Raw genomic sequence first — 24,419 nt, forward strand, 5'->3', positions numbered from 1 at the left:
ACGGAGATGGTGATGCCGGGAGACAACGTGCCGCTGACGGTCGAGCTGATCACGCCGGTGGCCATGGAGAAGGGCTTGCGCTTCGCCATCCGCGAAGGCGGACACACGGTGGGCGCCGGCACCATCTCGGAAGTGCTGGACATAGGGAAGTAAAACCTTTAAACCGCGGCAAGCAACCTGCCGCAAGATCTTTGAGAGAGAAAACGTGATTGGAAAAGAGAGAATCCGGATCCGCTTGAAAGCGTACGACTACCGCGTGCTCGACCAGTCCACTAGCGAGATCGTGGAAACGGCGCGGCGCACGGGCGCGCAAATCGCCGGGCCCATTCCTTTGCCCACGGTGCGCAACCGGTACTGCGTGCTGCGCTCGCCCCACGTGGACAAGAAATCGCGGGAGCAGTTCGAGATCCGCACCCATAAGCGTTTGCTCGACATCCTGGAGCCGACGCAGCAGACCGTGGACGCGCTGATGAAGCTCGATCTGCCGGCGGGCGTGGATGTGGAGATCAAGGCGTTTGGCAAGGAACACAAATAAGAAGGACTTATGGTCACCGGAATCCTGGGCAAAAAAGTCGGCATGACGCAGATCTTCGATGACAAGGGAGAGGTCCATCCCATCACCGTGCTGCAGGCCGGGCCTTGCGTGGTGACGCAACGCAAGACGGCGGCCCGCGACGGCTACAACGCCGCGCAGATCGGCCTGGTGGAGTTCGTCAAGGAGAAGCGGCTGACCCAGCCCATGAAGGGACACCTGGCCAAGCACAACCTGCCTCCGGTGAAATTTCTGCGCGAAGTGGACATCGACGCCGAGGAAGGCAAAACGGAAGGGAACGGCGTCAAGGTGGGCGACAAGGTGCTGGTGGAGATCTTCGCCAACGAGAAGTTCGTGGACGTGGTGGGCACCAGCAAGGGACGCGGCTTCGCCGGCGTGGTGAAGCGCCATAAGTTTAGCGGCGGCCCCGCGGCCCACGGACACATGTTCCAGGTGCAGGGTTCGATCGGCGCCTCCTCCTTCCCCTCGCGCGTCTTCAAGGGACAGCGCATGGCGGGACACATGGGGAATGTCAGGATCACGGTCCGCAACCTGCGCGTGCTGGGGATCGACGCGGACGAGAACCTGCTGATGGTGGAGGGCGCGGTGCCCGGCCCGCGCAACGGATATGTCATCATCACCCGCGCGGGAAGGGCGCCACGCGAGCGCCGCGGATTCGCCGGCTCCCAGACCATCGACCCGCTGAAGGCCGCCAAGCGCGCCGCCGGAGCCAAGAAGAGATAGCCATGGCCAAGATCGACGTACTCGATTTGAACGGCAAGAAGGTGGGCTCGCTGGAGCTCGAGCCCGAGGTGTTTGGTGCCATCAACCGCGACCTGCTGTGGGAGGCGGTGACGCACTACCGCGCCGCGCTGCGCGCCGGCACCCACGCCACCAAGAACAAAAAGCTGGTGGCGGGCTCGGGACGCAAGCCGTGGAAGCAGAAGGGCACGGGGCGGGCGCGTGTGGGATCCATCCGCTCGCCGCTGTGGCGGCACGGCGGCACGGTGCACGGTCCGCAGCCGCGCTCCTACGACTATCAGTTCCCGCGCAAGAAGCTGCTGGGCGCGCTGCGCTCCGCCCTGGCGGCCAAGTTGGCCGACGGCAAGCTGGTCATCGTGGAAAGCTTCGGCCTGAAGGCCGCCAAGACCAAGGAATTCCGCAAGGTGCTGGACGCGCTCCAGGTGACCAAGACCGCGCTGCTGGTGGATTCGGAGAAGGAGAACCGCAGCCTGGAGCTGAGCGCGCGCAACCTTGCAGGCGTGGAGATGATGCGTGGACGCGAAGTGCATCCCTATCACCTGCTGCGCTACGACCGCGCCATCTTTGCCCGCCCGGCGATGGAGAAGCTGCAGGAGACGCTCAAGGCCTCGGCGCCCAAGCGCAAGGCGCAGGAGGTGGCCGAGTGAAGTCCGCATACCAGATCATCCGCCGCCCGGTAATCACGGAAAAGGGCCTGGCAGTGAAAGAAACGGAGTCTACGCTGGTCTTCGAGGTGGCCATGCGCGCCACCAAGACCGAGGTAAAGGAAGCGGTGCAGCAGATTTTCAAGGTGAAGGTGGCCTCGGTGCGCACCGCGACGTTTGTCGGCAAGGAACGCCGCCGCGGCCGCTTCGCGGGCTTCCGGCCGGATTGGAAGAAGGCGTACGTGAAGCTCAAGGCCGGGCAGAAGATGCCGGAGTACGTACAGAATTTGTAAAGGCTGATTCTTATGGCGATCAAGACCTACAGACCGACGACCTCGACGCGGCGCTTCCAGACCACTGTGGTCAACGACGAGCTCACCACCAACCGTCCGCACAAGCCGCTGACCGAACCCAAGCCGCGCACCGGCGGACGGCGCAACCACGGCGACATCACCAGCTGGCACCGCGGCGGTGGACACAAGCGCAAGGTGCGGCTCATCGACTTCAAGCGCGATAAGAAGGGCGTGCCGGCGACGGTGGTTTCCATCGAGTACGATCCCAACCGCTCGGCGCGCATCGCGCTGTTGGCTTACGCCGACGGCGAGAAGCGCTACATCCTGCAGCCCGTGGGCCTGAAGGTGGGGCAGAAGCTGGTGAGCGGGCCGGAGGCCGACATCCTGGTGGGGAACGCGCTGCCGCTGCGCAACATCCCGGCGGGCACCATGGTCCACAATCTGGAGCTCAAGCCGGGCAAGGGCGCGCAGATGGTGCGCTCCGCCGGCGGGGCAGCGCAGCTGGTGGCCAAGGAAGGCGACTACGCCCTGGTCAAGCTGCCTTCGGGAGAGACCCGCAAGCTGCTGATGGATTGCATGGCAACCATCGGGCAGGTGGGGAACTTGGACCACGAGAACATCTCCATCGGCAAGGCGGGACGCAAGCGCTGGCTGGGAAAGAAGCCGGTGAACCGCGGGGTGGTGATGAACCCGGTGGACCACCCGCACGGTGGCGGCGAGGGCAAGACCTCGGGCGGCGGCCATCCGGTGACGCCCTGGGGCCAGCCCACGCGCGGCTTCAAGACGCGCAACAACAAGCGCACCGACAAGTTCATTGTTTCGCGCAGGACCAAGCGATGAGGCTTGCTAACAACAGAGAAATGAGAGCCGAGAACTGATATGGGACGCTCAACCAAAAAAGGTCCGTTCGTGGATGCGCCGCTGGCGGCCAAAATCGAGGACATGAATCGGCGCAACGACAAGAAGGTGCTGCGCACCTGGTCGCGGCGTTCGACCGTGATCCCGGAGATGGTGGGCCACACCATCGCGGTGCACAATGGCAAGAAGTTCGTACCGGTATATCTCACCGAGAACATGGTGGGGCACAAACTGGGCGAGTTCAGCCCCACGCGCATCTTCAAGGCGCACTCCATGCGGGCGGCAGAAGTGGCGGTCAGGCCGGCAGGCATCCCCGGAGGGCCGGGGGCCATCGTGTCATCGGCTCCGGCAGCGGGCGCGACCCCGGCGGCGGCGCCGGCAGCTCCGGCCGGCAAGCCGGGCAAGGGATAACGAGGGAAGGAAATGGAATTCAGGGCAGAAGCAAAATACATGCGGGTGTCGCCGCAGAAGGTGCGCCTGGTGCTCGACCTGATCAAAGGGCGCCGGGTGGAAGAGGCGATGAACACACTCGCCTTCACCAATAAGGGCTGCGCCCCGGCCTTGCACAAACTGCTGCGCTCGGCGCTAGAGAACGCGAACTACCTCAGCCAGGAAAAGAGCCTGGACGTGGACGTGGACCGGCTGTTCGTGAAGCGGGCGGTGGCCAACGAGGGGCCGCGGCTGAAGCGCATCCGGCCGGCGCCCATGGGCCGCGCCTTCCACTACCAGCGACGCATGTCACACATCGAGATCGTGCTCGAGGAAAAGGGCGGGCGGAGGACCGAGGCGGCGCACGCCGAGGCCGGGCACGAAGCGAAATCAGGCAGCAAGGCGAAAGCCAAACCGGCAGGCAAGAAGCCGGCTGGAAAGAAATAGGGAGAGGCAATGGGACAGAAGGTTCATCCGTACGGGTTCCGGCTGGGCTACACCAAGCCCTGGATGTCGCGCTGGTTCGTGGTGCGCGACTACGCCAAGCTGCTGGTCGAGGACGTGAAGCTCAAGGCGGAGCTCAAGGAAAAGCTGAAGTCGGCGGGCGTGAGCTCGATCGAGATCGAGCGGCCGGGCAACAAGCTGCGCTTCATCATCCGCACCGCGCGTCCGGGGATCATCATCGGGCGCAAGGGCGCGGAGATCGACAAGCTCAAGGGAGAGATGCAGAAGCAGACCTCCCGCGAGGTGTTCATCGACATCCAGGAGGTGCACAAGCCGGAACTGGACGCGCAACTGGTATCGGAATCGATCGCGCTGCAGTTGGAGAAGCGCGTGGGTTTCCGGCGCGCCATGCGCAAGGCAGTGGACTCGGCGCTGCGCTTCGGATGCAAAGGCATCAAGGTGCGGGTGAGCGGGCGGCTGAACGGCAACGAGATCGCGCGCTCCGAGTGGTACCTGCAGGGGCGTCTGCCGCTGCATACCCTGCGGGCCGACATTGATTACGGATTCTCCGAGTCCAAGACCAGCTACGGCGTGATCGGGGTGAAGTGCTGGATCTACAAGGGCGAGATCCTGGCGCAGAAGAAGCGTCAGGAGGCTGCGCCGGCTTCGCTGTTTTAACCGAGAACCGGGAACTGAGAACTCTTTATGTTGATGCCGAAAAAAGTGAAGTATCGCAAGCAGCAGCGGGGACGCATGCGCGGCAAGGCGCAGCGCGGCTGCGAGCTTTCCTTCGGCGACTATGGCCTGAAGGTGCTGGAGCCGGGGTGGATCACGGACCGGCAGATCGAGGCCAGCCGCGTGGCCATCGCCCGCTTCGTGCAGCGCGGCGGCAAGGTGTGGGTGCGATTGTTCCCGGACAAGCCGGTCACCAAGAAGCCGGCCGAGACCCGCATGGGTAAAGGCAAGGGCGCGCCCGACCACTGGATCGCGGTGGTGCGGCCGGGGAAGGTCCTGTTCGAGATGGAAGGGGTGACGAGGCAGGACGCCCAGGAAGCGATGCGCCTGGCCTCGCACAAGCTCGGGCTGCGCACCCGCTTCGTGGCCCGCGTGGGAGCGCACTAAGGGCATGAGAAAGCGAACCATGGCCAAGAAGGGTTCCAAACCGGCGAAAGCGGCTTCCAAACCGCAAGTGCCGCGGTCGCACGCCTTCTCGGTGCGCGAAAACAAGTCGGCGGAGAAGCTGCGCAACCTGTCATCGCCGGAGCTGGAGAACAAGTGGCGCGAGTTGCAGGACCAGCTGTTCCGGCTGAAGTTCCAGTTGCGGATGGGGCAGACCGAGAGCCTGAAGAAGATCCGCGGCTTGCGCCGCGACCTGGCCCGGGTGAAGACCATCGCCCGGGGGCGTGTGCTGGGCACCGAGCCTATGGAGACGGAGAAGAAATGATGGCGGAGAAGAGCGGGGCAAGGCACGAAGGACAGCGAAACACGAAGGTGGGAGAAGTGGTTTCCACCATGATGTCCAAGACCATCGTGATCAAGGTGACCCGGCAGAAGCAGCACCCACTCTACGTTCGCGTGGTCAAGAAGTCGAAGAAGTTCTACGCCCACGACGAGCAGGAGACGGCGCGGGTGGGAGACGTGGTGCGCATCGAAGAGACGCGGCCGCTCTCCAAGCTCAAGCGCTGGCGGCTGAAGGAAGTGGTGCGCCGGGCGGCGGTGGTGCCGCAGCTGGCGGACGACGTGGAAGCCAAGGCCTAGGGAGACGGAGAGAGCGATCATGTCAGTGCGAATGCGATCGATGCTCGAGGTGGCCGATAACTCCGGCGCCCGCCGGCTGCGGATGATTCTGCCGCTGGGCGGATCGACCGGGGCCTCTGCCGGCCTGGGCGACATCATCACCGCCTCGGTCAAGGAAGCCGCGCCCGACAGCCCCATCAAGAAAGGCACGGTGGTGAAGGCGGTGGTGGTGCGGACGCGCAAGGAACATCGGCGGCGCGACGGCACCTACATCCGCTTCGACCAGAACGCCGTAGTGCTGATCAGCGAGGGGGGCGAGCCGGTGGGCACACGCGTCTTCGGGCCGGTGGCCCGCGAACTGCGCGAAAGAAAGTTTCTGAAGATCGTTTCCCTGGCCCCGGAGGTGCTGTAACAGGACCTATGCATGCGCGAGTGGACATCCGGCGGAACGACAGGGTGAAGGTGATCACCGGGCGCGACAAGGGCAAGGAAGGACGCGTGCTGCGCGTCTTCCCCAACGACGCCAAGGTGCTGGTGGAGCACGTGATGATCGTGAAGAAGAACGTGCGGCCCAACCCGGGGCGGAACATCAAGGGAGGCGTGGCGGAGCAGGAGAGCCGCATCGCCATCTCCAACGTGCAGCTGGTGTGCCTCACCTGCGGCCCGGTGCGGGTTGGACACGCGGAGCGCGGGAACCGCAAGGTGCGCGTCTGCAAGAAGTGCGGCACCACGCTGGACAAGGACAAATAAGGTTTTTCGAGAACGACCATGGCAGAGAAAACTAAAGCCCGACTGAAAGAAAAATTCGAGAAAGAAGTCAAGCCGGCTCTGATGAAGGAGTTCGCGCTGGGGAATCCCAACGCCGTGCCACGCCTGCACAAGATCGTGATCAACATGGGAGTAGGCGAGGCCACGCAGAACGCCAAGGCGCTGGATCCGGCGGTGCAGGAGCTGGGACAGCTCACCGGACAGCGTCCGGTGGTGACGCGGGCGAAGAAGTCCATCGCGGCGTTCAAGGTGCGTGAAGGGATGCCCATCGGCGCCATGGTCACCCTGCGCGGCGACCGCATGTACGAGTTCTTCGACCGGCTGGTGAACCTGGCTCTGCCCCGGGTGCGCGACTTCAAAGGCCTCTCTCCCAAGTCGTTCGACGGGCTGGGCAACTTCACCCTGGGACTGCGCGAGCAGCTGATCTTTCCAGAGATCGATTACGCCAAGGTGGACAAGCCCCGGGGCATGAACGTCACCATCGTGACCACGGCGCAGTCGGATGACGAGGGCCGGGCCCTGCTGAAGCTCATGGGGATGCCGTTCCGGCAGGCCAAGGACGAAGAAGAAAAGAAGGTAGAGAAGAAGGTGGAGAAGAAGGAAGAGAAGAAGGAAGAAAAGAAGGTAGAGAAGGTAGAGAAGAAGGAAGAGAAACCCGAGAAGGAAAAGGCGGCGAGCTAAGACATGGCCAGAACCTCACATATCGCCAAGGCAAACAAGAAGCCCAAGTTCCCGGTCCGGCAGCACAACCGCTGCAAACTGTGCGGACGGCCGCGCGGATACATGCGCAAGTTCAGCCTCTGCCGGCTGTGCTTCCGCGGACTGGCGCTCCGGGGCGAGATCCCCGGGGTGATGAAGTCGTCCTGGTAGGGAGAAACGAAGATTGAGTTCCGTTGCCGCGGGTTCTCCCGCAATTTGGGAGCGAACGGGTGACCTAAGGAGAAGCAGTCGATGGGAGTAACCGATCCGGTAGCAGATTTGCTGACGCGCATCCGCAATGCGCTCCAGGCCCGGCACCAGAAGATGGACGTGCCTTCCTCCAAGCTGAAGCTGGAGATCGCCCGCATCCTCAAGGAGGAGGGCTTCATCGCCAACTTCAAGGGGCTGGAGGAAGAAGGGTTCAAGGTGCTGCGGGTGTACCTGAAGTACGGGCCCGACAACGACCCCGTGATCTCGAATCTGGCGCGAGTGTCGCGCCCGGGATGCCGGGTGTATGTGGGGCGCAATGAGATCCCCCGGGTGCTGGGCGGGATGGGCATCAACATCCTGACCACGCCCCGCGGGGTGATGACCGGCCGCCAGGCCCGCAAGGAAGGCGTGGGCGGCGAGATCCTGTGCGAGGTTTGGTAGCGATTTCGTAGAGACGCGGCATGCCGCGTCTCTACTGAGAACCGGGAACTGAGAACTGTTATGTCGAGAATAGGGAAAAAGCCGATCCCCCTGCCTGCGGGCGTGAAAGTCCAGGTGGAAGGGAACGTTGTGGCCGTGCAGGGGCCCAAGGGCAAGGTGGAGACGCATCTGCCGGCCGGGGTGAAGCTCGAGCAGAAGGACGGACAGGTGGTGGCGGTGCGTGAGGACGACTCCAAAGCCGCGGTGCACGGGCTGGTGCGTGCCCTGGTCTACAACGCGGTGCAGGGCGTGAGCCAGGGCTGGTCGCGCGATCTGGAGATCGTGGGCATCGGCTATCGCGCCGAGCTCAAGGGCAGCAAGAGGACGGTGGTGTTCTCGCTCGGCTACTCGCATCCCATCGAGTTCCCGCTGCCCTCGGGCATCGAGGTGGTGGTGGACGCCAAGCAGGTGAAGCTTACGTTGAGCGGCGTGGATCGCCAGAAGGTGGGCCAGGTGGCCGCCGACATGCGCAGCCTGCGGCCTCCGGATCCCTACAAGAATAAGGGGATCCGCTACGCGGGCGAGCGGTTGAAGAAGAAGGTCGGAAAAACCGGGGCGAAGTAACTGAGAACCGAGAACTGACATGATTCCTCAAGTATCGAAGAACCAGACGCGGCAGCGGGTGCACAAGCGCATCCGGGAAAAGCTGCGGGGCACGGCGGAGCGGCCGCGGCTGAACGTATATCGCTCGCTCAACCAGATCTACGCGCAGCTGATCGACGACGCCGAGGGCAAGACCCTGGTCTCGGCCAGCTCGCGGGAGAAGGGTGCGACCTCCAAGACCGGAGGCAACGTGGCCTCCGCCAAGGCAGTGGGCAAGGCGCTAGCCGAGCGTGCCCGCCAGAAGAGCATCACCAAGGTGGTGTTCGACCGCGGCGGCTACATCTACCACGGGCGCGTCAAAGCGCTGGCCGACGCCGCCCGCGAAGCAGGTTTGCAGTTCTAGGAGAGGGCACGGGAGCTCAATGGCAGTAATCAGAAAACGACTCGATGCGGGGAAATATCAGCTGAAGGACCAGGTGGTAGCGGTGAACCGCGTGACCAAGGTGGTCAAGGGCGGCAAGAACCTGTCCTTCGCCGCGCTGGTGGTGGTGGGCGATCCGGGCGCCGCCGTGGTGGGCTACGGCTCGGGCAAGGCCAAAGAGGTCCCGCAGGCCATCCGCAAAGGCATCGAGGCGGCCAAGAAGAACCTGCTCAAGGTCAACATGAACCAGACCACCATCCCGCACACGGTGCTGGGCCGCTTCGGTGCGGGCCTGGTGCTGCTGAAGCCGGCGCCGGAAGGCACGGGAGTGATCGCCGGAGGCGCGGTGCGCGCGGTGATGACCTCGGCGGGCATCCAGAACGTGCTGACCAAATCTCTCGGCACCGCTAACCCGCACAACGTCATCAAGGCGACCTTCGACGCGCTCAGCCAGCTGCGCGACCGCAACGATGTGGCGGCGCGACGCGGCAAGTCGGTCCAGGAGCTGTGAGCATGACGGAGAAAACGCACAAGAAGGCGGGAAAGAAATCGGTGGGTATGCTGCGTCTGCGCTGGTTCCGCTCCGCCATCCAGGCGCCGAAGAAGCACAAGCGCGTGGTGCGCGGGTTGGGCTTCACCCGGCTGAACCAGATTGTGGAGCGCGAAGACACGCCCTCCATCCGCGGCATGGTGAACAAGGTGCCGCACCTTGTAGAGATTGTGGACGGAGCAAAGTAAATTGTTCTGAGAACCGAGAACTGACTTATGAATCTTTCAACCATTCGGGCGCCCAGGAAGGCGACGGAGAAGCCGAAGCGCGTGGGCCGTGGCATGGGCTCGGGCATGGGCAAGACCTCGACCCGCGGCCACAAGGGACAGCGTTCACGCTCGGGCTCGCGCATGATGCGCGGCTTCGAGGGCGGCCAGATGCCGCTGCACCGCCGCGTCCCCAAGCGCGGCTTCACCAACATCTTCCGGGTGGAGTACGCCATCGTGAACCTGGAGCGCATCGCGGCGCTGGGGGAGAAGACGGTCACGCCGGAAGTGCTGCACAAGGCCGGGGTGGTGCACCACGCGAGCGATCGCATCAAGATCCTGGGCGACGGCGAACTGAAGTCTGCCGTCACCGTCCACGCCCACAAGTTTTCGAAATCGGCGCAGGAGAAGATCACCAAGGCGGGCGGGAAGATCGAGATCATCAACATCGACAAGCCGAAACTACAGAAGCCTGCTGCTGGCGCGAAGAAGAAGTAGTTACTGAAAACTGACAACCGAGAACTGGTTTTCCATGTTTGAGAAGCTGGCCAACATCTTCCGCATCCCGGACCTGCGCAGGCGTGTGTTGTTCACGCTGGCGCTGCTGGCCGTGTACCGCCTGGGCGCGTTCATTCCCACCCCCGGCATCAACACCCAGGCCCTGCAGGCCTTCTTCGATGCGCAGCGCGGGACTGCCTTTGGGTACCTCGACCTGTTCTCCGGCGGCAACCTGCGCCGCTTCACCATCTTCGCGCTGGGCATCATGCCCTACATCACCGCGTCCATCATCCTCCAGTTGATGGCGGTGGTGTATGAGCCGCTGGCCAAGCTGCAGAAGGAAGGCGAGCTGGGGCGGCGCAAGATCACGATGTACACGCGCTACCTGACGGGGATCCTGGCCGCCGCGCAGTCACTGGGCATCGCCTTCACATTGGAAAGGAGCGGCGCCGGACTGGTGAACAACCCCGGCCCCGCCTTCCTGGCCATGACCGTGCTCACCCTGACGACAGGCAGCGTCTTCATCATGTGGCTGGGCGAGCAGATCACCGAGCGCGGCATCGGCAACGGCATGTCGCTGCTCATCTTCGCCGGGATCGTGGTGGGTTTGCCGCGCGCCATCCTCGATCTCTGGGAGAAGGTGCGCAGCGAGGCCTGGGGAACGTTCACCGCGCCGGCCGTGATCATCCTGCTGGTGCTGATGCTGGCAACGGTGGCCTTCATCGTCTATGTGGAGCGCAGCGAGCGCCGCATCCCGGTGCAGTACGCCAAGCGCGTGGTCGGACGCAAGGTGATGGGCGGACAATCCACCCATCTGCCGCTGCGGGTGAACACCGGCGGCGTGATGCCAGTCATCTTCGCTTCCTCCATCCTCTCCATCCCCCTGACCTTCGGCAGCTTGCTCAAGGACAAACCGGTCATCGGCCCCATCATTGCGCAGCTCAGCTACGGCGAGCCCTTCCATTACGTGCTGTTTGCCGTGGGCATCATCCTGTTCGCCTACGTTTACGTCTCCATCGTGATGGAGCCCAACAAGGTGGCCGACGACATGCGCAAGTACGGGGGGTTCATCCCCGGCATCCGGCCCGGCCGGCGCACCGCCGATTACATCAACGACGTCCTTACGCGCATCACCCTGGTGGGAGCGTTCTACCTCATCATCGTCTCCATGATTCCCGAGTTCATGATCCAGGGCATTCATCTCAACCATCTTCCCTGGGGGCTGGGGGACTTTTTCCAGTTCCTCCCCACCTGGGTGACCAACGGCTTGAACGTGAACTTTTACTTTGGCGGAACTTCGCTGCTGATCGTGGTGGGCGTGGCCATGGATACGGTGAACCAGGTCGAATCGCAACTCATCATGCGGCATTATGACGGCTTCACCCCGCGCAGCGGACGCATTCGCGGCCGCCGCATCTGGTAGCGGAGAGGACAACGAAAGAGGGCAACATGGCAGCCGATCCCAAGACGAGCAACATCGGCCCGATCATCCTTCTGGGAGCGCCAGGAGCGGGCAAGGGCACGCAGGCCAAGCAGATGGTGGAGCGCTACGGCATCCCGCAGATCTCCACCGGCGACATCCTGCGCGACCACGTAGCCCGCGGCACCGAACTGGGCAAGAAGGCCAAAGCCATCATGGAGTCGGGCGGGCTGGTGCCCGACCAGTTGCTGTTCGGCGTGGTGGAGGAGCGCCTCAGCCGCCCGGACTGCGCCCGCGGCTTCATCCTGGACGGATTTCCCCGCACCGTACCTCAGGCCCAGTGGCTGGATACCTTGTTCGCCAAGACCGGCTGGGCGCCGCTTGTGATCGATATTTCCGTGAGTTATAATCAATTACTGCAGCGGCTTACTGGGCGGCGTTCCTGTCCTACCTGCGGGCGGATCTACAACATCCTTTTCCAGCCTCCCACCGTCCCCAACATCTGCAATGTGGACGGGGGCAAGCTATTGACGCGCAAGGACGATACCGAGAAGGTGGTTTCCGAGCGCTTGAAGAATTACGAGCGGGACACCCTCCCCCTGACCGAGTACTACGGCAGCAAGAAGTGCCTGAAAGTGGTCCAAGGGGATCAAGCGGCCGACCAGGTCACGACGGATGCCTTCGCGGCCGTGGATGGAGCGGCGAATTGAGTATGGCAATCGTCTGCAAATCGCCCGCCGAGCTGGAAAAGATGCGGCGCGCCGGGCACGTGGTGCGGGAGGTGCTGGACGCGGTGAAGGCCGCGGTGGCTCCCGGCGTCACCACCATGGACCTGGAGCACGTGGCCGAGAAAAAGATGCAGGAATTGGAGGCCCAGCCGGCCTTCAAGGGATACAACGGCTATCCCTGCGTTCTTTGCACGTCGCTGAATGAGGAGATCATCCACGGCATTCCCTCGGAGAAGCGGATGCTGAAGGAGGGCGATATCATCTCGCTCGACTTTGGCGCGGTGGTGGATGGCTACTATGGCGACGCCGCCATCACGGTCCCGGTGGGCGAGGTGAAGCCGGAGCTGAAGAAGCTGATGGAAGTCACCGAAGCCGCCCTGCAGCGCGCCATCGAGAAGATGCTCATCGGCAACACCGTGGGCGATGTGGGTGCGGCCGTCCAGGAGCTGGTGGAAGCCAACGGCTTCAGCGTAGTGCGCGAGTTTGTGGGACACGGCATCGGCACCCGCATGCACGAGGACCCGCAGGTGCCCAACTTCGGCCTGCACGGACGAGGCCCGCGGCTGCGAGAGGGCATGGTGCTGGCCATCGAACCTATGGTCAACGCCGGGGCGCCGGGCACCCGCGTGCTCGACGACCACTGGACCGCGGTCACTGAGGACGGCAGCCCCAGCGCTCACTTCGAGCACTCGGTGGCGGTGACCAAGGACGGCCCGCTGATTTTGACGCAGTGATTGTTTTTGGAACCGAGAACTGAGCACTGAGAACTCGGTACAAGGAGTAGATGAGCAAAGAAGACGCGATTGAGGTGATGGCCACGGTGTTGGAGCCTTTGCCCAACGCCATGTTCCGCGTGGAGCTGGAAAACAAGGGCATCGCGCTGGTCCACGTTTCCGGCAAGATGAGGAAGAACTTCATCCGCATCCTGCCGGGCGACAAGGTTGCAGTGGAGCTTTCTCCCTACGACCTCACCCGCGGACGCATCGTGTACCGGTACAAGTAGGTTTTCGCTGAGAGCTGAGAAAAGGGAACTGATCATGAAAGTCCGAGCATCGGTCAAAAAGATTTGCGACAAGTGCATGGTCATCCGCCGCCGCGGGGTGGTGCGGGTGATCTGCGAGAACCCCAAGCACAAGCAGCGGCAGGGGTAAGTTGAGCCGCTTTGCGGGCGTGAGCCCGCAGGCGAAATTCCGAGCGTAGCGAGGGAGCTCTCGGGAGAAGGTAGTTCAGAAGGAGAGGACAAGTTATGGCACGCATTGCCGGCGTCGATCTTCCGCGCAACAAGCACGTGGACATCGCGCTCACCTACATCTACGGCATCGGGCACCCACGGGCGCGGCGCATCGTGGCCACCGCCAAGGTCGACGGCATGAAGAAGGTCCAGGACCTCAACGAAGACGAGGTCAACCGCATCCGCCAGGTCATCGAGGGCGAGGGCGGGGTGGAGGGCGACCTGCGCAAGGACGTCTCCATGCACATCAAGCGGCTGATCGAGGTGGGTTCGTACCGCGGCTATCGCCACCGCCGCAACCTGCCGGTCCGCGGCCAGCGCACCCATACCAACGCGCGCACCCGCAAGGGCCCGCGCAAGGGAACCGTGGCCAACAAGAAGAAGACGGCGGCCAAGACCTAAGAAGGACGAGAGGGAAGCGAAAGAATGGCCAAGAAAGAAGCCGCAGCCACCGCCGCCCCGACGGCTGCGCCGGAGAAGAAGGGCAAGAAGAAGCAGTTCAAGAAGAAGGAACGCAAGAACGTTCCTTACGGGCTGGTGCACATCCAGGCCTCGTTCAACAACACCATCGTGACCATCACCGATCACGAGGGCCGGGTGATCGCTTGGAAGAGTTCGGGCTCGCTGGGATTCCGCGGGTCACGCAAGGGGACGCCGTTCGCGGCGCAACAGGCGGCCGCGGGCGCCGCCAACCTGGCGCGCGACCACGGCCTGCGCTCGGTGGACGTGCGGGTGAGCGGCCCCGGGTCGGGGCGCGAGTCGGCCATCCGGGCGCTCTCGGCCGCGGGCATCGAGGTGCGCACCATCCGCGACGTCACCCCGCTGCCGCACAACGGTTGCCGGCCGCCGAAACGGCGGAGAGTTTAGAAGAGGTTGCTCGTTTCTCGTTTTTGGTTTCTCGAGAAACGAAACACGAGAAACCAGAAACCTGTTTGGGATCAGGAAGAAGGAGCGCCGCTCCGTAAACTGATCGACCCCGAAGTCAGGAAGAAGGAGAAGAATGGCACGCTATAAAGACGCAGTCTGCCGGCTCTGCCGGCGCGAGGGCATGAAGCTGTTCCTCAAGGGACCGAAGTGCTTCACCGAGAAGTGTCCCATCGAGAAACGCAACTTCCCCCCCGGGCAGCACGGCAAGGACCGCAGGCCAAAGATCGCGGGCTACGGCCTGCAGTTGCGCGAGAAGCAGAAGGCTAAGCGCATCTATTTCACGCTGGAGAAGCAGTTCCGCAACTACTTCGAGAAGGCGGCGAAGGCGAAGGGAGTCACCGGCGAGCAGTTGTTGCAGCAGCTGGAGCGCCGTCTGGACAACGTGGTGTACCGGCTGGGATTCGGCATTTCCCGGCCGCAGGCCCGGCAACTGGTCCGCCATGGACACATCGCCGTCAACGGGAGGAAGGTAAACATCCCGTCCTACCAGGTGAGCGTGAACGAAGAGATCACAGTGCGGGAGAACAGTCGCAAGCTGGTGGTCATCGAAGTCGCGCAGGAGTTCACCAGCCACCAGCCGGCCGTTGCCTGGCTGGAAGTGGACCGCGCGAACTTCAAGGGACGCGTCGCAGCGCTGCCCAAGCGGGAGAACATCAACCTCCCGGTGAACGAGCAACTCATCGTCGAGCTTTACAGCAAATGAGGATCGTGTGGCACAGCCGCCCTCGGCTGTGCGGTTTGGAAGTTTCAACATTGGAAGTTTAAACATAGGAGCGAACCAGATGCTTTGGAAAGGCTTTCAGAAACCCAAGCGCCTCGCGGCGGACATGGAGACGCTCACCGAGAAGTTCGGGCGCTTCTCCGCCCAGCCCTTCGAACGCGGATTCGGCACCACCATCGGCAACGCCCTGCGGCGCGTGCTGCTCTCCTCCATCGAAGGCGCGGCCATCACCGCGGTGAAGATCGAGGGGGTGCTGCACGAGTTCCAGTCCATCTCGGGTGTGGTCGAGGACGCCACGGACATCATCCTCAACCTGAAGCAGGTGCCCTTCAAGCTGAACGGCGAAGGGCCGAAGGCCATCTACCTGCGCGCCGAAAAGCCGGGCGTGATCACCTCGGGCATGATCGAGGCCGACGCCGACGTCGAGATCCTGGACAAGGGCGTCTATCTGGCCACCATCAGCGAGGGCGGGAAGGTGGACATGGAGATGCGCCTCAAGCGCGGCCGCGGCTACGTCTCCGCCGACAAGAACTTCGACGAGGACCTGGGGCTGGGGTTCATCCCCATCGACTCCGTACACTCGCCGGTGCGCAAGTGCAACTACGTGGTGGACGCCGCTCGCCTGGGCCAGATCACCGACTACGACAAACTCACGCTCGAGGTGTGGACCAACGGCGCCATCACCCCGGGAGACGCCATCGGACTGGGCGCCAAGCTCCTCAAAGACCACATGAACATCTTCATCAACTTCGAGGAAGAGCTGGAGGCCGAAGCCGGCGGCGACGACCGCAAGCCCGAGATCCGCAACGAGAACCTCAACCGCTCGGTGGAAGAGCTGGAGCTCTCCGTGCGCAGCTACAACTGCCTGAAGAACGCCAACATCCAGACCATCGGCGAACTGGTGCAGCGCAGCGAGGCCGAGATGCTGAAGACCAAGAACTTCGGCCGCAAGTCGCTGAACGAGATCAAGGAGATCCTGGCCAACATGGGGTTGAGCCTGGGGATGCGTATCGACGAGCAGGGCAACGCGGTCGCCGCCGCGCCCAGCGCCGCTCCCGGCGTCCCAGCGGGCGGAGGCGAGCAGTACTAGAAACAGCTACCGCGGGTAGCTAGAAGCTAGAGGCGTTCATGCGTCATCGAGTCGCAGGTTGGAAACTCGGAAGGAACACCAGCCACCGGCGCGCGCTGCTGCGCAACCTGGTGACCTCGCTCATCCTGGAAGAGCGCATCGAGACCACGGTGCCCAAGGCCAAGGCCATGCGCCCGCACGTGGAGCGCATGATCACCCTGGGCAAGCGCGGCGACCTGGCGGCGCGCCGCCAGGCGGCTGCCTACCTGATGACCGGCGAGGCGGTGAAGAGGCTGTTCGATGTCGTCTCCCCGCGCTTCGGCGACCGCGAGGGCGGTTACCTGCGCATCATCCACAGCGGATGGCGGCAGGGCGATGGCGGCGAGAAGGCCTTTATCGAGCTGCTGGGCAGCGAGAAGGTCATCAGCGCCAAGCGCGAGAGGCAGACCGAGCGCCGCGCCAAGAAGGCCGAAGAGACCCGCAAGGCCATGGAAGAGGCCGAAGCCGAGCAGCAGAAGTCCGCCGCCGAGGGTGAAGGCTCGGAAGAGAAGTAGCCCCGGCCCTCGCCCACCGTTCCAGTTACAACCCTGCCTGCATCCCCAGCATCTTCCATGGAGACGGTCCCAGAAGCTCTGTGTGCGAGGGTATAATCTGTCTATGAAAAGCTCGTTGATGCAGCGCATTTTCTCCGTCGTCTTGATGATCACCCTCCTGGCGTCGCAAGGCTGGGCTACCTGTGGGGGTGGCGGTGGCGGCGGCATGGGCGGCATGTCCCGCGGCACCTCCGGCGGCCCAGACGCGGGCGCGAACCAATCCACCTATCCCGTTCCGTGGAGGCTCATTCAGCCGACTGACCCGCCGCTGAAGGAAGGGCTGGCGGTGTATTGGCTGCCCTCGTCGCAGGCGGAGTTGGACAAGTCCAGCCTGCACTTCTCGCAGCTCCTGTCGAACTATGCCACGCAGTGCGTCACCATGGGCATCGTGGATCAGCGCACGGCGCTGGGGCAGAAGCTCGCCGCCAACGACAAGCTTCCTGTGGCGGTACTGGCCCAGGCCGACGGCACCCTCCTGGGCAAGGCGGAGAACAAGGCCGGGTTCCTGTACGTCGATCAGGTGGAGAAGCTGCTGGACTCCGAGGTAAAGAAGCGCGATAGCGCGCTCAAAGAGAGGATGGACGGGGCCAAGGCCAAAGCCCAGGCCGGCGACAACCAGAGCGCGGTCGCGGAGTATCGCGTGGTGCTGGAGCAGAAGTGCCTATTTCCCAAGCGCGCCAGGGATGCCGCCAAGGAGTTGAAGAAGCTGGGCGCGACCGACGTGGCCGAGGTTCCCGCGGGCGTGAACTTCGATCCTGGGGTGATGCGCCGCGTGGCCGAGGCCATGCGCCAGGGCCTGGAGGCGGAGAACAACGCCAACTACACGCAAGCGGAGCGTCTCTACCGGAGCGCGCACCGGATGGATCCGGCCGATCCCACGCCACTGCGCTATCTGGGCGAACTCTATCGCCACCACACCGGCGATTGGGAGAGGGCGCACCAGACTTTTGACGCCATTCTTGCCATGCGCGCCGACCCGCTCTCGCGCGCCGTGGCCCTGCACGGGCTGGGGAAGATGACCATCCATGAAGGCGATTTCCAGAAAGGTCTGGCGCTGATGGAACAGTCGGTGCGCGAGTATCCGCTGGCGCTGGCCTACCGCAACCTGGCCGTGTACTGGAACAGCGAGGGCGACCGCGCCAAGGCGGATTTCTACACCCAGGCGGCGCTGAAGCTCGATCCCAGGGATCCCTACAACCTGGTGTTTGCCGCGGCCTTCCTGGCCGGGAACGGTCATCGCGACCAGGCGCTGAAGATCGCGCGCGAGAACGAGGCGCTGCTGCCGGCCAGCTACAACCTGGCTGCCATCTATGCGCAGGCCGGCGAGAAGGAGAAGGCCCTGGCGCTGCTCCAGCGGCACTTCTTCCAGTACGAGCGCTATCAGGCCGTCCGCAGCAAAGAAATGATGGAGGCGCGCGTGGATGCGGTGTTCGCATCGCTGATGCAGGATCCGGCATTCCTCGCGCTCACCAAAGAGGCGGATGGCAAGCTGCCCATGCGGATGAGTCCGAACGCCAAGCCGGCGGGAGAATAGTCCCGCCAGCGAAGTGCGGAGGCACGGGAATCCTAATCCGCTGAGGCGCTGCTCTCTGCGCCATCCGTGCCCTCTGTGGTAAAACCCAGCAATGCCGCAGAGTGAAGAAGGCCGCTCCCGCAATCTCTACGTCTTCGGCGCGACCTCGTTCCTCAACGACACGGCCAGCGAGATGGCCTACTGGATCCTGCCGGCGTTCCTGGCCAGCCTGGGCGCAGGGCCGGCGGCGCTAGGGCTGATCGAGGGCATCGCCGAGAGCTCGGCGTCGTTCACCAAGCTTCTCTCCGGATACCTCGCCGACCGCCTGCCGCGGCGCAAGCCCATTGTCGTGGGCGGCTACGCACTGGCCAATCTGGTGAAGCCGCTCTTGGCGGTGGCCACGGCGTGGTGGCAGGTGCTGTTCATCCGCTTTGCCGACCGGGCGGCGAAAGGGATGCGGGGCGCGCCGCGCGACGTGATGCTGGCTGAGTCCGTTCCGAAGGAGCGCGTGGGCGCGGCCTTCGGCTTGATGCAGGCCATGGACACGGCGGGCGCCATCGCCGGACCGCTCCTGGCGCTGGCCATCCTGAAATACTTCGGATTCCGCGAGGTCTTCTGGGCGGCGGCGGTTCCGGGACTGGCGAGCGTCGTGGTGATGGCGCTGCTGGCGCGGGAGACGCCCGCGGAGGCGCGCCACGGCAGTTCGCAGGCCGCGGATGCGTCCGCGGCCCTGCGCCCGCCGCTCTCCGCAAGCTTCTATTGGACGATGAGCGCGGTGGCGCTGTTCTCGCTGGGCAACTCCAGCGACATGTTTCTGGTGCTGCGCGCTCAGGATGCGGGCATCGCCGTGGTATACGCGCCGCTGCTGGGGCTGGTGTTCAACGCGGTGTACACGCTGGCCTCGTGGCCGGCGGGAAAGCTGAGCGACCGCGTCTCGCGCCCGGCCATGGCGGCGGCAGGATTCCTGGTGTTCGCCGCGGTGTACGTGGTGTTCGCGCTGGCGCCCGCGCGCCCGGCCATCTGGGCGATGATGGGCTTCTACGGGCTGTTCTACGCGCTCACCAATCCGGTGTTGCGGGCGATGATCGCGGCCACGGTCGCGCCGGAAGCGCGCGGACGCGCCTTCGGCATCTTCTACTTCGTCTCCAGCGTGACCATGCTCTTCGCCAGCCTGCTGACGGGCGAATTGTGGAAGCATTACGGAGCGCGCGTGCCGTTTCTACTCTCCGCGGGACTGGCAGCGGCAGCGGCGGTGATGCTGCTATTCGCCCGCACGCCGGGAGGGAAGGGCGAAGCGAAACCAGCGGCAGCCGTTCCTCACACGGGCGACTGAGTCTTTCGCCGCGCGAACCGTGCGATGGCAGCCTGCGCCAGGAGCGCGCCGACGCTGTCCAGCAGCACGTCCCAAGGGGATGCCGTGCGTGAAAGGACGAAGCTCTGGTGGAACTCGTCGCCGATCGCGAGCAGCATGCTCACCAGCAGGGCGAGCAGCGCCCACGAGGGGTTCCATCCCGCGCGCGGGCCGCGTTGGGCGCGGAACCAGAGCGCACTGAGCGTGAAATAGACGGTCAGGTGCGCGCTCTTGCGCACCAGGAAGTGGATGAGGACGAAGCGCGCATCCGGGATCTTCCCAAAGATCCACTCCAGGAAGGGACGCAGGATGTGTCCTGTTCGCTCCGCGGAAAACGTCCCGGTGGAGAAGAGAAAGACCAGCGCCGCCCAAGCGAAGGCGGGGAGCCAGTAGCGAAAAAAGTTCTCAGTTCTCAGTAGTCAGTTCTCGGTCAAAGAATTGATTCTTCAGAACCGAAGCCGTTGACTTTCACGGCTACTCCAATCGGTAATTCGGGGCCTCGCGGGTGATGATGACGTCGTGGACGTGGCTCTCGCGGAGGCCGGCGCCCGAGATGCGCACGAAGCGCGCCTTCTGCTGCAGCTCAGGGATGGTGGCGCAGCCGCAATAACCCATGCCGGAGCGCAGGCCGCCCACCAGTTGCTGCACCATGGCGGCGAGCTGTCCCTTGTAGGGGACGCGACCCTCGATGCCTTCGGGAACGAACTTCAGCAGGCGGTTCGAGTCGCCGTCTTCCATCTCCTCGGTGATGGCGGCGGAGGAATCGCCATCATTGGTCTGGGCGTAGCGCTCGGCCGAGCCCGCGCCCATGGCGGCCATCGAACCCATGCCGCGGTAGGATTTGAAGGAGCGTCCCTGGTAGAGGATTGTCTCACCGGGGCTCTCGTCGGTGCCGGCGAACAGCGAGCCGATCATGACGGAGCTGGCGCCGGCGGCCAGGGCCTTGGTGATGTCGCCGGAGAACTTGATGCCACCGTCGGCAATGACGGGAACGGCCGCGTCCTTGGCGGCGCGGTAGGCCTCGGCGATGGCGGTGACCTGGGGCACGCCAGCGCCGGTGACGATGCGGGTGGTGCAGATGGAGCCGGGGCCGATGCCGACCTTGAGCGCGTCCACGCCCGCCTTGGTGAGTTCGCAGGCGCCGTCGAAGGTGCCCACGTTGCCGGCGATCAAGTCAATCTCCGGCAGCTTGGACTTGATGGTCTTGATGGCTTCGAGGACGCGCGAGGAGTGGCCGTGGGCGCTGTCGATGGCCAGCACGTCCACCTTGGACTTGGCCATCTCCTGGGCGCGCTCCAGGAAGTCGCCGGTGGCCCCGATGGCGGCGGCCACGCGCAGGCGGCCGTGGTCGTCCTTAGCCGCGTTGGGGTACTTGAGCTTCTTTTGGATGTCCTTGACCGTGATCAGGCCCTTGAGGACATAGTTCTTGTCCACCACCAGGAGCTTCTCCACGCGGTGGTGGTGGAGGATCTTCTCCGCCTCTTCCAGCGTGGTGCCCACGGGGACGGTGATCAGGTTCTCGCGGGTCATGACCTTGCTGATGGGAATGTCGGTGCGGGTCTCGAAGCGCAGGTCGCGGTTGGTGAGGATGCCGACCAGCTTTTTGTTCTTGGTGATGGGGACGCCGGAGATCTTGTACTTGCGCATGACCTCGAGGGCGTCGGAGATCTTGTCGTCGGGCGACATGGTGACCGGGTCCACGATCATGCCGCTCTCCGAGCGCTTCACCTTGTCCACCTCGCCGGCCTGCTGCTCGATGGAGAAGTTGCGGTGGATGATGCCGATGCCGCCCTGCTGGGCCAGGGCGATGGCCAGGCGGGATTCAGTCACCGTGTCCATGGCCGCTGAAACCAGCGGGATGTTCAGGGTGATGTTGCGGGAGAGGCGCGTCGAGGTGTTGGCGGTGGCCGGCACCACGTCCGAGCGGGCGGGCAGCAGCAACACGTCGTCAAAGGTCAGGGCTTCAGGGACAGGGAAGTGGATCATGGATTGTTTCTCGGGAGCGGGAAGTAGGCCATTGGCTATTTTAGCATCCGCCGGACGACCGAACGCCGTCGGGAGGTTACCGCTGGGCCCGGCGGCCCCATTTGTCTTTTGCCCCTGAGGGGCGTATATTTTCTGTTGTTACTGATGTGGCGAAACACACCAGTGGGCGAGAGCCCACTTTTTATTTGAGGCTGCGGGCCGCCGGGTGGCAGGCCCCGGTCCATTGGACGTAGAGCACTGATGGCGTTGGATTTGGAGGCTATCCGGGGGATTGCGGCGCGGGTGGCCGCCTCCTACAGCTTGGAGATTTGGGAGGTGGAGCTGCGCGGCACCGGCGGCAGGTCCCGGATGCTGCGGGTCTACATTGACCGGCCCAGTGGGGGAGTGGCCTCAAGCAGCGGGTCGGGGCAGGCGGACGGGACCCCGGCGGTCGGGGGCGTGACGCACGAGGATTGCGTCAACGTCAGCCGGGAGCTGGGGACGATCCTCGACGTCGAGGACGCGGTGCCCGGCGGGACGTACCTGCTGGAAGTGTCGTCGCCTGGCCTGGACCGGAAGCTGGCGAAGCCGGCGGATTTTGAGCGCTTCGTCGGCAGCCTGGTGAAGCTGATGACGCGGGAGCCGGTGAATGAGAACCGGCACTTCGAGGGTCGGTTGGAGCGGTTCGGCGAGGGCAGGCTGGTGCTGAGCCTGGAAGAGAAAAAGGAAAAGGGAAAAGGGAAGAAGAAGCGCGGGCGGGACGCCCGCGCGACAGCTGGCGAGACGCCGGCGCTACGAGTGGAGATTGAGTTGAGCAACGTGGAGCGGGCGCACTTGGTGCCGGAGATCTAAGAAGGGAAAAGGGCAAAGGGCAAAGGGAAAAGGGAAAAGAGTCAAAGGCAAAGGCCGCGGGCGAGGGCGCCCGCGCCACACAGGCCGAGAGCTGGGAAGTACTGAGTACCGAGTACTGAGAACCGAGAACTGACGACCGAGAACTGGGAACCGGGAACTGCCATGGCGAGCTTGCTATACCAGACGATCGAGGGGCTGAGCCGCGAGAAGGGGATCGATCCCCAGATCGTGGTCAGCGCGGTGGAAGACGCCATGGTGGTGGCGACGCGGAAGTCTTTGAAGTCGGTGGAGAACCTGCGGGCGGAGCTGGACAAGGAGTCCGGCGCCATCTACGTGTACGCGGTGAAGTCGGTGGTGGAGACGCCGGAGCTGGTGGAAGACCCCAACCTGCAGATCCCGCTGGACGAAGCGCGCAAGACGGACGCCGCGGTGGAAGCCGGCGGCGAGGTGCGCTTCCTGCGCACCACGCACGAGATGTCGCGCCCGTCCGGGCTGGGACGGATCTCGGCGCAGCTGGCCAAGCAGGTGATCTTCCAGAAGGTGCGCGAGGCGGAGCGGGACACGGTTTACAACGAGTACATCGGGCGCGTGGGCGAGATCGTGAACGTCGCAGTGAAGCGCGTGGAAGGCCCGGACGTGATCTTCGAGCTGGGAACGACGGAGGCGCGCATGCCGCGCAAGGAGCAGTCGCGGCTGGAGTCGTTCGCGGTGGGCGAGCGGGTGCGCGCGGTGATCGTGCGGGTGGAGAAGGCGAGCAAGGGCCCGGGAGTGATCGTCTCGCGGGCGGCGCCGGAGCTGGTGCAGAACCTGTTCCAGACGGAAGTGCCGGAGATCTATGACGGCACGGTGGTGATCCGCGCCATCGCGCGCGAGGCGGGCGAGCGCACCAAGATCGCGGTGATGTCCAAGGACAAGGACGTGGATTGTGTGGGCGCGTGCGTGGGCATGAAGGGCATGCGGGTGCAGTCCATCATCCGCGAACTGCGCGGGGAAAAGATCGACATCATCGAGTTCAACGAGGAGCCGGTGACCTTCGCCCAGAAGGCGCTGCAGCCGGCCAAGGTGAGCCGCGTCTCCATCGTGGATGCGGCGGAGAAGCACCTGGAAGTGATTGTGGACGACACGCAGTTGTCCCTCGCCATCGGCAAGAAGGGGCAGAACGTGCGCCTGGCGGCGAAACTGCTGGGATGGAAGATCGACATCAAGAGCGAGGAAGAGAAGCGGCAGGAGGTGGAGCTGCAGATGTCGGCGCTGGTCTCACCACCCACCACGCCGCTGGAGAAAGTGGAGGACCTGAGCGGGGGGCTGATGGAGAAGCTGACCGCCGCGGGCGTGACCACGGTGGAGGCGCTGGCCGACATGACGCCGGAGCAGTTGGAGGCCATCCCGGGGATCGGGCCCAAGACGGTGGAAAAAATCACCGTGGCTGTGACAGACTTCTTCGCCAAACTCGAGGCGGCGCAGGCTGCTGAGGCGGCGGCGCAGGCAGAAGTGGCTGCGGCAGAGGCTGCAGTAGCGGAAGCAGCAGCAGCGGAAGCGGCTGCGGCGGAAGCGGCGGCGGAAGCAGCGACGGCGGAGGCATCGGCCCAGGCAGAAGCAGCGGCGGCGCCGGCCCAGGAATCAACGGAAACAGCGCCGGAGGCTGTGGCAGCAGAGGCTGCGCCGGCGAAGGAGCAAGCGGAAGCGACTCCCGAAGCTGCGGTGGCGGCTGAGGAACAAGTGAAGGCGGCTCCGGCTGCTGCGGTGGCGGCTGAGGAACAAGTGGAGGCGGTTCAGGATGCTGCGGTGGCGGAAGCAGCGCCGGCGGCAGAGCCGGAAGCGCCGGCTTCGTCAGATTCCGCGGGCTCCGAGGAGCCGGGCAAGGTTTCGGAAGAGTCGTAAGAACAGAATCGCCCCGATCGGTCGGGGCAGTGACCCGTACAGAAACGGGGGGTTGCTATGAGCTAAGGGATTGCGAGGGACGCCCAACCGAGGC

The 24,419-nt window shown here is 64.2% G+C and carries 36 protein-coding genes and 2 pseudogenes; 36 read left to right on the top strand and 2 right to left on the bottom strand.

All coding sequences use genetic code 11. From position 1 onward, the window contains the following. From tuf to VGQ94_02220, 34 genes and pseudogenes are all read left to right on the top strand, one after another. Positions 1-153: elongation factor Tu (gene tuf, locus VGQ94_02055; GenBank protein HEV2021287.1), on the top strand; the 153-nt coding region annotated here is incomplete at its 5' end. A 55-nt stretch (positions 154-208) separates the two neighbouring features. Further along, positions 209-535, top strand: a complete 327-nt coding sequence (gene rpsJ / locus VGQ94_02060) for a 30S ribosomal protein S10 (protein HEV2021288.1) — start codon at positions 209-211, stop codon at positions 533-535. Between the two features lie 9 nt (positions 536-544). Further along, the gene (gene rplC / locus VGQ94_02065; protein HEV2021289.1) at positions 545-1,276 is read left to right on the top strand and encodes a 50S ribosomal protein L3; all 732 of its coding nucleotides are present in this window, start codon (positions 545-547) and stop codon (positions 1,274-1,276) included. A gap of 2 nt (positions 1,277-1,278) precedes the next feature. After that, positions 1,279-1,941: a 50S ribosomal protein L4 gene (rplD, locus tag VGQ94_02070; GenBank protein ID HEV2021290.1), complete on the top strand. Its 663-nt coding sequence runs from the start codon at positions 1,279-1,281 to the stop codon at positions 1,939-1,941. Continuing rightward, positions 1,938-2,231, top strand: coding sequence for a 50S ribosomal protein L23 (locus tag VGQ94_02075; protein ID HEV2021291.1), 294 nt, complete (start codon positions 1,938-1,940; stop codon positions 2,229-2,231). The genes rplD and VGQ94_02075 overlap by 4 nt, the downstream gene beginning before the upstream one ends. Before the next feature lie 12 nt (positions 2,232-2,243). Beyond that, positions 2,244-3,071, top strand: a complete 828-nt coding sequence (gene rplB, locus VGQ94_02080) for a 50S ribosomal protein L2 (protein HEV2021292.1) — start codon at positions 2,244-2,246, stop codon at positions 3,069-3,071. 39 nt (positions 3,072-3,110) lie between these two features. Beyond that, positions 3,111-3,362 (top strand): annotated as a pseudogene (rpsS, locus tag VGQ94_02085) (30S ribosomal protein S19). Positions 3,363-3,512: 150 nt separating this feature from the next. Further along, the gene (rplV, locus tag VGQ94_02090) at positions 3,513-3,965 is read left to right on the top strand and encodes a 50S ribosomal protein L22 (protein ID HEV2021293.1); all 453 of its coding nucleotides are present in this window, start codon (positions 3,513-3,515) and stop codon (positions 3,963-3,965) included. 9 nt (positions 3,966-3,974) lie between these two features. Then, positions 3,975-4,640: a 30S ribosomal protein S3 gene (gene rpsC / locus VGQ94_02095; GenBank protein ID HEV2021294.1), complete on the top strand. Its 666-nt coding sequence runs from the start codon at positions 3,975-3,977 to the stop codon at positions 4,638-4,640. Positions 4,641-4,667: 27 nt separating this feature from the next. Continuing rightward, positions 4,668-5,084, top strand: coding sequence for a 50S ribosomal protein L16 (gene rplP, locus VGQ94_02100; protein ID HEV2021295.1), 417 nt, complete (start codon positions 4,668-4,670; stop codon positions 5,082-5,084). Between the two features lie 4 nt (positions 5,085-5,088). Further along, on the top strand, positions 5,089-5,406 hold the full coding sequence (rpmC, locus tag VGQ94_02105) for a 50S ribosomal protein L29 (GenBank protein ID HEV2021296.1): 318 nt from the start codon (positions 5,089-5,091) through the stop codon (positions 5,404-5,406). Further along, the gene (gene rpsQ, locus VGQ94_02110) at positions 5,406-5,720 is read left to right on the top strand and encodes a 30S ribosomal protein S17 (protein HEV2021297.1); all 315 of its coding nucleotides are present in this window, start codon (positions 5,406-5,408) and stop codon (positions 5,718-5,720) included. Before rpmC ends, rpsQ begins: the two co-directional genes overlap by 1 nt. A 19-nt stretch (positions 5,721-5,739) precedes the next feature. After that, positions 5,740-6,111 carry a 50S ribosomal protein L14 gene (rplN, locus tag VGQ94_02115; protein ID HEV2021298.1) on the top strand — a complete coding sequence of 124 codons (372 nt, stop codon included), beginning with the start codon at positions 5,740-5,742 and terminating at the stop codon, positions 6,109-6,111. Positions 6,112-6,119: 8 nt separating this feature from the next. Continuing rightward, entirely contained in the window at positions 6,120-6,449 is a 330-nt protein-coding gene (gene rplX, locus VGQ94_02120) for a 50S ribosomal protein L24 (GenBank protein HEV2021299.1), read from the top strand. Positions 6,450-6,467: 18 nt separating this feature from the next. Then, positions 6,468-7,019 (top strand): annotated as a pseudogene (rplE, locus tag VGQ94_02125) (50S ribosomal protein L5). A gap of 132 nt (positions 7,020-7,151) precedes the next feature. Next, positions 7,152-7,337, top strand: a complete 186-nt coding sequence (locus VGQ94_02130; GenBank protein HEV2021300.1) for a type Z 30S ribosomal protein S14 — start codon at positions 7,152-7,154, stop codon at positions 7,335-7,337. Between the two features lie 81 nt (positions 7,338-7,418). Then, entirely contained in the window at positions 7,419-7,817 is a 399-nt protein-coding gene (gene rpsH, locus VGQ94_02135) for a 30S ribosomal protein S8 (protein HEV2021301.1), read from the top strand. Positions 7,818-7,877: 60 nt separating this feature from the next. Further along, entirely contained in the window at positions 7,878-8,420 is a 543-nt protein-coding gene (gene rplF / locus VGQ94_02140; protein ID HEV2021302.1) for a 50S ribosomal protein L6, read from the top strand. A 19-nt stretch (positions 8,421-8,439) separates the two neighbouring features. Further along, entirely contained in the window at positions 8,440-8,802 is a 363-nt protein-coding gene (gene rplR / locus VGQ94_02145) for a 50S ribosomal protein L18 (GenBank protein ID HEV2021303.1), read from the top strand. 19 nt (positions 8,803-8,821) lie between these two features. Then, positions 8,822-9,331, top strand: a complete 510-nt coding sequence (gene rpsE / locus VGQ94_02150) for a 30S ribosomal protein S5 (GenBank protein HEV2021304.1) — start codon at positions 8,822-8,824, stop codon at positions 9,329-9,331. 2 nt (positions 9,332-9,333) lie between these two features. After that, a complete protein-coding gene (gene rpmD / locus VGQ94_02155; GenBank protein HEV2021305.1) occupies positions 9,334-9,558 on the top strand; it encodes a 50S ribosomal protein L30 in 225 nt (74 codons plus the stop codon). A 27-nt stretch (positions 9,559-9,585) separates the two neighbouring features. Further along, on the top strand, positions 9,586-10,074 hold the full coding sequence (rplO, locus tag VGQ94_02160) for a 50S ribosomal protein L15 (GenBank protein ID HEV2021306.1): 489 nt from the start codon (positions 9,586-9,588) through the stop codon (positions 10,072-10,074). 34 nt (positions 10,075-10,108) lie between these two features. Then, the gene (secY, locus tag VGQ94_02165) at positions 10,109-11,497 is read left to right on the top strand and encodes a preprotein translocase subunit SecY (GenBank protein HEV2021307.1); all 1,389 of its coding nucleotides are present in this window, start codon (positions 10,109-10,111) and stop codon (positions 11,495-11,497) included. 26 nt (positions 11,498-11,523) lie between these two features. After that, on the top strand, positions 11,524-12,204 hold the full coding sequence (locus VGQ94_02170) for an adenylate kinase (GenBank protein ID HEV2021308.1): 681 nt from the start codon (positions 11,524-11,526) through the stop codon (positions 12,202-12,204). Between the two features lie 2 nt (positions 12,205-12,206). Continuing rightward, positions 12,207-12,956 carry a type I methionyl aminopeptidase gene (gene map, locus VGQ94_02175; protein ID HEV2021309.1) on the top strand — a complete coding sequence of 250 codons (750 nt, stop codon included), beginning with the start codon at positions 12,207-12,209 and terminating at the stop codon, positions 12,954-12,956. Positions 12,957-13,006: 50 nt separating this feature from the next. Beyond that, positions 13,007-13,225 (top strand): translation initiation factor IF-1, encoded by a 219-nt coding sequence (gene infA / locus VGQ94_02180; protein ID HEV2021310.1) that lies wholly within the window; start codon positions 13,007-13,009, stop codon positions 13,223-13,225. 34 nt (positions 13,226-13,259) lie between these two features. Continuing rightward, positions 13,260-13,373 (top strand): 50S ribosomal protein L36, encoded by a 114-nt coding sequence (rpmJ, locus tag VGQ94_02185; protein HEV2021311.1) that lies wholly within the window; start codon positions 13,260-13,262, stop codon positions 13,371-13,373. A gap of 95 nt (positions 13,374-13,468) precedes the next feature. Continuing rightward, a complete protein-coding gene (gene rpsM, locus VGQ94_02190) occupies positions 13,469-13,855 on the top strand; it encodes a 30S ribosomal protein S13 (protein ID HEV2021312.1) in 387 nt (128 codons plus the stop codon). A gap of 24 nt (positions 13,856-13,879) precedes the next feature. After that, a complete protein-coding gene (gene rpsK / locus VGQ94_02195) occupies positions 13,880-14,320 on the top strand; it encodes a 30S ribosomal protein S11 (GenBank protein HEV2021313.1) in 441 nt (146 codons plus the stop codon). A gap of 133 nt (positions 14,321-14,453) precedes the next feature. After that, on the top strand, positions 14,454-15,083 hold the full coding sequence (rpsD, locus tag VGQ94_02200; protein ID HEV2021314.1) for a 30S ribosomal protein S4: 630 nt from the start codon (positions 14,454-14,456) through the stop codon (positions 15,081-15,083). A 79-nt stretch (positions 15,084-15,162) separates the two neighbouring features. Beyond that, positions 15,163-16,191, top strand: a complete 1,029-nt coding sequence (locus VGQ94_02205) for a DNA-directed RNA polymerase subunit alpha (GenBank protein ID HEV2021315.1) — start codon at positions 15,163-15,165, stop codon at positions 16,189-16,191. Between the two features lie 38 nt (positions 16,192-16,229). Further along, the gene (rplQ, locus tag VGQ94_02210) at positions 16,230-16,724 is read left to right on the top strand and encodes a 50S ribosomal protein L17 (GenBank protein HEV2021316.1); all 495 of its coding nucleotides are present in this window, start codon (positions 16,230-16,232) and stop codon (positions 16,722-16,724) included. A gap of 103 nt (positions 16,725-16,827) precedes the next feature. Continuing rightward, positions 16,828-18,297, top strand: coding sequence for a tetratricopeptide repeat protein (locus VGQ94_02215; GenBank protein HEV2021317.1), 1,470 nt, complete (start codon positions 16,828-16,830; stop codon positions 18,295-18,297). A 91-nt stretch (positions 18,298-18,388) separates the two neighbouring features. Next, a complete protein-coding gene (locus VGQ94_02220; protein HEV2021318.1) occupies positions 18,389-19,609 on the top strand; it encodes an MFS transporter in 1,221 nt (406 codons plus the stop codon). Here the strand turns inward: VGQ94_02220 and VGQ94_02225 are convergent. Both VGQ94_02225 and guaB read right to left on the bottom strand, forming a co-directional pair. Continuing rightward, positions 19,594-20,043 (bottom strand): VanZ family protein, encoded by a 450-nt coding sequence (locus VGQ94_02225; protein HEV2021319.1) that lies wholly within the window; start codon positions 20,041-20,043, stop codon positions 19,594-19,596. The genes VGQ94_02220 and VGQ94_02225 overlap by 16 nt on opposite strands. Before the next feature lie 58 nt (positions 20,044-20,101). Beyond that, on the bottom strand, positions 20,102-21,613 hold the full coding sequence (guaB, locus tag VGQ94_02230; protein ID HEV2021320.1) for an IMP dehydrogenase: 1,512 nt from the start codon (positions 21,611-21,613) through the stop codon (positions 20,102-20,104). Positions 21,614-21,853: 240 nt separating this feature from the next. Here guaB and rimP point away from each other — a divergent pair, with 240 nt between their 5' ends. After that, positions 21,854-22,444: a ribosome maturation factor RimP gene (gene rimP, locus VGQ94_02235; GenBank protein HEV2021321.1), complete on the top strand. Its 591-nt coding sequence runs from the start codon at positions 21,854-21,856 to the stop codon at positions 22,442-22,444. A 162-nt stretch (positions 22,445-22,606) separates the two neighbouring features. Further along, positions 22,607-24,325 (top strand): transcription termination factor NusA, encoded by a 1,719-nt coding sequence (nusA, locus tag VGQ94_02240; GenBank protein HEV2021322.1) that lies wholly within the window; start codon positions 22,607-22,609, stop codon positions 24,323-24,325. Positions 24,326-24,419: the final 94 nt, after the last annotated feature.

This window comes from Terriglobales bacterium, assembly GCA_035937135.1.
GTDB lineage: Bacteria > Acidobacteriota > Terriglobia > Terriglobales > Acidobacteriaceae > DASYVL01.

What these genes read in the sequence shown, in the direction of transcription:
- rplC (HEV2021289.1), top strand. Translation starts at nt 545, where the DNA reads ATGGTCACCGGAATCCTGGGCAAAAAAGTCGGCATGACGCAGATCTTC.
- rplD (HEV2021290.1), top strand. Translation starts at nt 1,279, where the DNA reads ATGGCCAAGATCGACGTACTCGATTTGAACGGCAAGAAGGTGGGCTCG.
- rplB (HEV2021292.1), top strand. Translation starts at nt 2,244, where the DNA reads ATGGCGATCAAGACCTACAGACCGACGACCTCGACGCGGCGCTTCCAG.
- rplV (HEV2021293.1), top strand. Translation starts at nt 3,513, where the DNA reads ATGGAATTCAGGGCAGAAGCAAAATACATGCGGGTGTCGCCGCAGAAG.
- rpsC (HEV2021294.1), top strand. Translation starts at nt 3,975, where the DNA reads ATGGGACAGAAGGTTCATCCGTACGGGTTCCGGCTGGGCTACACCAAG.
- rplP (HEV2021295.1), top strand. Translation starts at nt 4,668, where the DNA reads ATGTTGATGCCGAAAAAAGTGAAGTATCGCAAGCAGCAGCGGGGACGC.
- rpmC (HEV2021296.1), top strand. Translation starts at nt 5,089, where the DNA reads ATGAGAAAGCGAACCATGGCCAAGAAGGGTTCCAAACCGGCGAAAGCG.
- rpsQ (HEV2021297.1), top strand. Translation starts at nt 5,406, where the DNA reads ATGGCGGAGAAGAGCGGGGCAAGGCACGAAGGACAGCGAAACACGAAG.
- rplN (HEV2021298.1), top strand. Translation starts at nt 5,740, where the DNA reads ATGTCAGTGCGAATGCGATCGATGCTCGAGGTGGCCGATAACTCCGGC.
- rplX (HEV2021299.1), top strand. Translation starts at nt 6,120, where the DNA reads ATGCATGCGCGAGTGGACATCCGGCGGAACGACAGGGTGAAGGTGATC.
- VGQ94_02130 (HEV2021300.1), top strand. Translation starts at nt 7,152, where the DNA reads ATGGCCAGAACCTCACATATCGCCAAGGCAAACAAGAAGCCCAAGTTC.
- rpsH (HEV2021301.1), top strand. Translation starts at nt 7,419, where the DNA reads ATGGGAGTAACCGATCCGGTAGCAGATTTGCTGACGCGCATCCGCAAT.
- rplF (HEV2021302.1), top strand. Translation starts at nt 7,878, where the DNA reads ATGTCGAGAATAGGGAAAAAGCCGATCCCCCTGCCTGCGGGCGTGAAA.
- rplR (HEV2021303.1), top strand. Translation starts at nt 8,440, where the DNA reads ATGATTCCTCAAGTATCGAAGAACCAGACGCGGCAGCGGGTGCACAAG.
- rpsE (HEV2021304.1), top strand. Translation starts at nt 8,822, where the DNA reads ATGGCAGTAATCAGAAAACGACTCGATGCGGGGAAATATCAGCTGAAG.
- rpmD (HEV2021305.1), top strand. Translation starts at nt 9,334, where the DNA reads ATGACGGAGAAAACGCACAAGAAGGCGGGAAAGAAATCGGTGGGTATG.
- rplO (HEV2021306.1), top strand. Translation starts at nt 9,586, where the DNA reads ATGAATCTTTCAACCATTCGGGCGCCCAGGAAGGCGACGGAGAAGCCG.
- secY (HEV2021307.1), top strand. Translation starts at nt 10,109, where the DNA reads ATGTTTGAGAAGCTGGCCAACATCTTCCGCATCCCGGACCTGCGCAGG.
- VGQ94_02170 (HEV2021308.1), top strand. Translation starts at nt 11,524, where the DNA reads ATGGCAGCCGATCCCAAGACGAGCAACATCGGCCCGATCATCCTTCTG.
- map (HEV2021309.1), top strand. Translation starts at nt 12,207, where the DNA reads ATGGCAATCGTCTGCAAATCGCCCGCCGAGCTGGAAAAGATGCGGCGC.
- infA (HEV2021310.1), top strand. Translation starts at nt 13,007, where the DNA reads ATGAGCAAAGAAGACGCGATTGAGGTGATGGCCACGGTGTTGGAGCCT.
- rpmJ (HEV2021311.1), top strand. Translation starts at nt 13,260, where the DNA reads ATGAAAGTCCGAGCATCGGTCAAAAAGATTTGCGACAAGTGCATGGTC.
- rpsM (HEV2021312.1), top strand. Translation starts at nt 13,469, where the DNA reads ATGGCACGCATTGCCGGCGTCGATCTTCCGCGCAACAAGCACGTGGAC.
- rpsK (HEV2021313.1), top strand. Translation starts at nt 13,880, where the DNA reads ATGGCCAAGAAAGAAGCCGCAGCCACCGCCGCCCCGACGGCTGCGCCG.
- rpsD (HEV2021314.1), top strand. Translation starts at nt 14,454, where the DNA reads ATGGCACGCTATAAAGACGCAGTCTGCCGGCTCTGCCGGCGCGAGGGC.
- VGQ94_02205 (HEV2021315.1), top strand. Translation starts at nt 15,163, where the DNA reads ATGCTTTGGAAAGGCTTTCAGAAACCCAAGCGCCTCGCGGCGGACATG.
- rplQ (HEV2021316.1), top strand. Translation starts at nt 16,230, where the DNA reads ATGCGTCATCGAGTCGCAGGTTGGAAACTCGGAAGGAACACCAGCCAC.
- VGQ94_02215 (HEV2021317.1), top strand. Translation starts at nt 16,828, where the DNA reads ATGAAAAGCTCGTTGATGCAGCGCATTTTCTCCGTCGTCTTGATGATC.
- VGQ94_02220 (HEV2021318.1), top strand. Translation starts at nt 18,389, where the DNA reads ATGCCGCAGAGTGAAGAAGGCCGCTCCCGCAATCTCTACGTCTTCGGC.
- guaB (HEV2021320.1), bottom strand. Translation starts at nt 21,613, where the DNA reads ATGATCCACTTCCCTGTCCCTGAAGCCCTGACCTTTGACGACGTGTTG.
- rimP (HEV2021321.1), top strand. Translation starts at nt 21,854, where the DNA reads ATGGCGTTGGATTTGGAGGCTATCCGGGGGATTGCGGCGCGGGTGGCC.
- nusA (HEV2021322.1), top strand. Translation starts at nt 22,607, where the DNA reads ATGGCGAGCTTGCTATACCAGACGATCGAGGGGCTGAGCCGCGAGAAG.